This window comes from Bartonella sp. TT119HLJHH (assembly GCF_042193385.1).
Classification (GTDB): domain Bacteria; phylum Pseudomonadota; class Alphaproteobacteria; order Rhizobiales; family Rhizobiaceae; genus Bartonella.
Genome location: NZ_JBHILS010000051.1, coordinates 1 through 3,276, shown reverse-complemented (window position 1 = coordinate 3,276; position 3,276 = coordinate 1). Strand labels below are relative to the sequence as shown.

4 protein-coding genes are annotated in these 3,276 nt (G+C 40.2%); 2 read left to right on the top strand and 2 right to left on the bottom strand.

The window, feature by feature from the left end; translation table 11 throughout:
- Positions 1 to 1,061: phage tail sheath subtilisin-like domain-containing protein (locus tag ACFIJL_RS08910; RefSeq protein ID WP_375624312.1), on the bottom strand; the 1,061-nt coding region annotated here is incomplete at its 3' end.
- Between the two features lie 164 nt (positions 1,062 to 1,225).
- Here ACFIJL_RS08910 and ACFIJL_RS08905 point away from each other — a divergent pair.
- Complete coding sequence (locus tag ACFIJL_RS08905) at positions 1,226 to 1,540, top strand: type II toxin-antitoxin system HigB family toxin (RefSeq protein ID WP_317993618.1); 315 nt, start codon at positions 1,226 to 1,228, stop codon at positions 1,538 to 1,540.
- Positions 1,537 to 1,893, top strand: a complete 357-nt coding sequence (locus ACFIJL_RS08900; protein WP_375624310.1) for a type II toxin-antitoxin system HigA family antitoxin — start codon at positions 1,537 to 1,539, stop codon at positions 1,891 to 1,893. The genes ACFIJL_RS08905 and ACFIJL_RS08900 overlap by 4 nt, the downstream gene beginning before the upstream one ends.
- A 97-nt stretch (positions 1,894 to 1,990) precedes the next feature.
- Here ACFIJL_RS08900 and ACFIJL_RS08895 read toward each other — a convergent pair whose 3' ends face one another.
- Positions 1,991 to 2,812 (bottom strand): DNA adenine methylase, encoded by an 822-nt coding sequence (locus ACFIJL_RS08895; RefSeq protein WP_375624314.1) that lies wholly within the window; start codon positions 2,810 to 2,812, stop codon positions 1,991 to 1,993.
- Positions 2,813 to 3,276: the final 464 nt, after the last annotated feature.

Below are 3,276 nucleotides of genomic sequence, written 5' to 3'. Positions count from 1 at the left end.
CCACCAAGAATGGCGCCTTGTGCTTTCAAATCACGCAAATAGGCATTGACGCTTTCACTGACATCATTCATGTAGGTTTTTTTGATATTGCGGTCGACAGCCCATAGATGTCCGCGCAAAATGGCATCATTGATCATATCTGCGGTGCGTACTACGGATAAGAAAGCAAATTTTGTATCACTTGAAAGGGTGCGATTACCCCAGAGGCGATAACCATTTTCGCGGATAATTGTTGTGATGTTTTGTTCATTAAGAAGGTTGGCACGGCTGGATCTGTCCCCAATGGAAAAATCAATGGGGCGTGCAATACCAACAATGCCATTGATCACTTTGTTTGAAGGAGAATGCCAAAAACCGTGTGTAAAATCAGTTTTAGCAATGACACCTGCAACTGCTGCACTTGCTGGCTGTTCTATGATTTTTCCATCACGATTCACCTTTACAAAAGGGTCAACGATAATAGCGCGTTTTGAATCAAAATCCTTTGCTGTGCTAAGAGCGGCTTCATCTGTTGTGTTGGGTGCATCAAGCACCACAATGGCGCGCAAACGTTCTGCAATGCCAATCAGTTCTGCTGCGACGGGGTTGGCAGTTGCATCAGTTCCATTCTCTTCAATATTCACACTGGAAGGGCGTTGATGTGTAAAGCCTGGAGCGATGAGAATGCGTGGTGTTTGTCCCACAATGGATTGTGCTCCAATAAAAGCATGAACACCTTCATAAGCGCCATTTGCGTTTACACCACCCAAAATATTGGTGAGTGTTGCATTTTCGTTGTCACCCTCGTTCACGCGTACGACAACGACAATTGCTCCTACTTGTTTAAAAATAAGATCAAGGGCATTGGGTAAAGTGCCGCGTCGTTTGCCTGTTCTATCGAGTTTTGCAGCTTGTGAAAGAGAGCCTGCTACCAAAACCGGTGTGTTGAGAGGGAATGCTTGTTCATCGGCATCTGGTGCTGTGCCAACAATCCCGATAACGGCAGACTGAACCGCGCGAAGGGGGCGGGTGCCGTCGTCAACTTCAACGACTTCAACACCGTGTAGAAAACCTGTTGCCATACTTTATGCTCCTTTAAATGGTTGGCTAATGAAATGAATGGGAAAAATGAGAGGTAAAGAGCCGCTCTTGAGAAAGGTTTGTTTTCAACAAGCACTTTCTTTTTATAAATATCTTGACTTGGTCCCAAAATGGTACTAAGATTGATAAAAATCAGGATAAACTTATGAAAATTGTTAAAATCTCCACACTTCAAACTTTTTGGGCTCGATATCCTGATGCTGAACAACCGTTAAAAGCATGGGTAGATGAAGCTAAAAATGCGCAGTGGCGTTCTCCTCATGACATTAAAGAGAAGTATAAAAATGCAAGCATATTAAAGAATAATCGTGTTGTTTTTAATATTAGAGGCAATGATTATCGTTTAGTTGTTTCAATCTTTTATCCAGCAGGTTGGCTTTATATAAAATTTATAGGGACACACAAACAGTATGATGCAATTGATGCTAATACTGTAGAACTAAAGGAATTTAAGAAATGAATATCAAACCAATTCGTACAGAGAGAGAGTATCAAGAAGCTTTAGAAATTGTGTCTGCAATGTTTGACAATCAACCTAAAGAGAATACTCCAGAATTTGATCAAATGGAGGTTCTTGTGTTGTTGATTGAAGCGTATGAAGCAGAACACTATCCTGTTTCTCCTCCTCACCCGATTGAAGCTATTAAATTTAGAATGGAACAAATGAACTTAAGTGCTAAAGATCTCGTTCCTGCGATTGGTCATTTAAATCGTGTTTATGAAATCTTGAGTGGTAAAAGAAAATTAACACTGCGCATGATTAAAAACTTGCACCAACAGTTCAATATTCCACTAGAAAGTCTGATAGCTTAGGTTTTATACTAATTTATTTTTTTGAAAGATTTTTAAGGGGTTTCAAAAGGTCTTCAAAGATCATTTAAAGACCCTTTAATATGTATTATTTCTCGTTTTAGAAATCGCAATTTGAGATGATCAACTCTTTAGCTGGAATCGCATTATTTGAGGCGTTACACGAATAAAACGTGTTTACTTCTTTTAGGGTAAATTGGCTGAAGGTTTTTCGAACTTCTGGTACATCATTGAGAGAGAGAAGAAACTTTCCCTTTAATTGTGCGAGAAGCGCAGACATCGTCTGATAATCCTCCCGCTTAAACAAATCCTTTCCGTAGTAATCCTCAACGCCCCAATAAGGTGGGTCAAGATAAAACAAGGTATTTGGCCGATCATAGCGAAGTATAAAATTAGACCAGTCTAAATGTTCAATGGTAACACTCGCTAAACGTTGGTAAATAAGCTTTAATGAGGCTTCAAGTTTCAAAGGATTAAACTGTGCACCGCGGTCTGTTTCAACCACAAACGTACGGTCGGCCACCTTCCCGCTAAAGCTTAAACGCTGCAAATATAAAAACCTTGAAGCGCGCTCTAAATCCGTGAGAGTGTTTGGGTCTTGCATGCGCAAGCGTTGAAATTCCTCACGGCTACTGATCTGAAATTCTAGCAATTCCATAAAAGGGTGATAATGGCGTTGCAACACCCTAAAAAAATTCACTACATCTCCTAAACGATCATTAATAATTTCAGTGGGCGGAATCAACTTTCGCCTAAAGAATATTCCTCCCATTCCAACAAAAGGTTCGGCATAAATGCTATGAGGGATGTCCTCGATAATTTTGACAATGGTTTTGGCTAATCTTCTTTTGCCTCCAATATAAGCAGCGGCGGGTGAGATGGGATCAACAGATTTTAATTTTTCTTTACAAAGTATATCCATCATTTTTTAACACTCTTCCATCTATATTAGCCATCTTCTCACTGTTTCCAAGTGATAAGAAGTGGCTGCGATGTTGAGTTGAGTTGCATCGGACGGGGTTGTTCGCAAAACTGTTCCCGTTGGCTGGACTACCAGCCCAGCCTCTATTTTTTCTTTCTTTCTTTGGTTTGGAGTTTCTAGGATAATTCCTGTGATATATCTGCTTGATTTTTCATAGCGATAGGTTATCAGAGAGGCTTGCCAAGAGCCGTTGATCTCTTTACAAAATTTTTGAAGTAGAAGAGGGGATTAGTCATGATTTCGGGGCATCCCTCTAGAGATAAAGAATGACTTCACTACAGTGCAGCAGAGACTATTCACTTCTGTTGCCATCTTGCTCTCCAAATCAATGAAGAGACCATAACAATTATCTACACTCTCTCATAAGCCTGACACTGTCAGTCAAAAAGGACTTTAAAGAAAGA

Excerpts from the sequence above, each read along its gene's own strand:
- ACFIJL_RS08900 (WP_375624310.1), top strand. The coding sequence starts at position 1,537 with ATGAATATCAAACCAATTCGTACAGAGAGAGAGTATCAAGAAGCTTTA.
- ACFIJL_RS08905 (WP_317993618.1), top strand. The coding sequence starts at position 1,226 with ATGAAAATTGTTAAAATCTCCACACTTCAAACTTTTTGGGCTCGATAT.
- ACFIJL_RS08895 (WP_375624314.1), bottom strand. The coding sequence starts at position 2,812 with ATGGATATACTTTGTAAAGAAAAATTAAAATCTGTTGATCCCATCTCA.